Annotated in this window: 1 protein-coding gene; it reads right to left on the bottom strand. The window is 35.3% G+C overall.

What is annotated here, in order from left to right; all coding sequences use genetic code 11:
* Positions 1 to 134 precede the first annotated feature (134 nt).
* Positions 135 to 569, bottom strand: a 435-nt coding sequence (locus PQQ36_RS22560; RefSeq protein ID WP_273662759.1) for a hypothetical protein, incomplete at its 5' end; no start/stop codon positions are given.

Genomic DNA, 569 nt, shown 5'->3' with positions numbered 1-569 from the left:
TAACGCCCTGTTAAGGTGTGAGCAACGCAATACCGAAGCTACCGCATACCACCTTAAACACTAAACGCAACGCATAGCAAAAATGCCAAGCGTTGCGAATCACTCTTAAAAAGATTGTTATGTTTTATACTTTGTTAATACTTATTAGCTTCTTTTTCTGCTTTTTTATATTTTTGATACTCATTCATGTTGTCTTTAATTCTTTGTAAGGCAGCATCAACATTACAATCTATCCCTTTACTATCCATTGTTTTGCTTACTACAACGTTAACCAAATCAGGTGGCGTTAAAGGGGGAAGCTCAACCGATAGAGCTGCTGTAGAAAGGCAGTAAATATCGTTTTGAGAGATTTCGGGCAAATCAAAGTTATCAAGCTCTTTAGCTAGTTCTTTATAGATTTCACAATTTATAGCATCGTACTTAACCTCATCACATGTATGTTCAAGAAGTTGAGAGTTTTGTTTTTCTTGGCTGAGCTTAGCTCCGGAATGTATATCTAGAACGTAAATACCTAGTGTAGCTATTCCTGAGATCACAATAACCAAAATAATCACTTTTAAAAACTTATT

This window comes from Vibrio sp. CCUG 15886 (genome assembly GCF_028570825.1).
Classification (GTDB): domain Bacteria; phylum Pseudomonadota; class Gammaproteobacteria; order Enterobacterales; family Vibrionaceae; genus Vibrio; species Vibrio vulnificus_B.
Note: the sequence above shows the minus strand (reverse complement) of the source record. Positions and strands in the feature narration are given on the sequence as shown.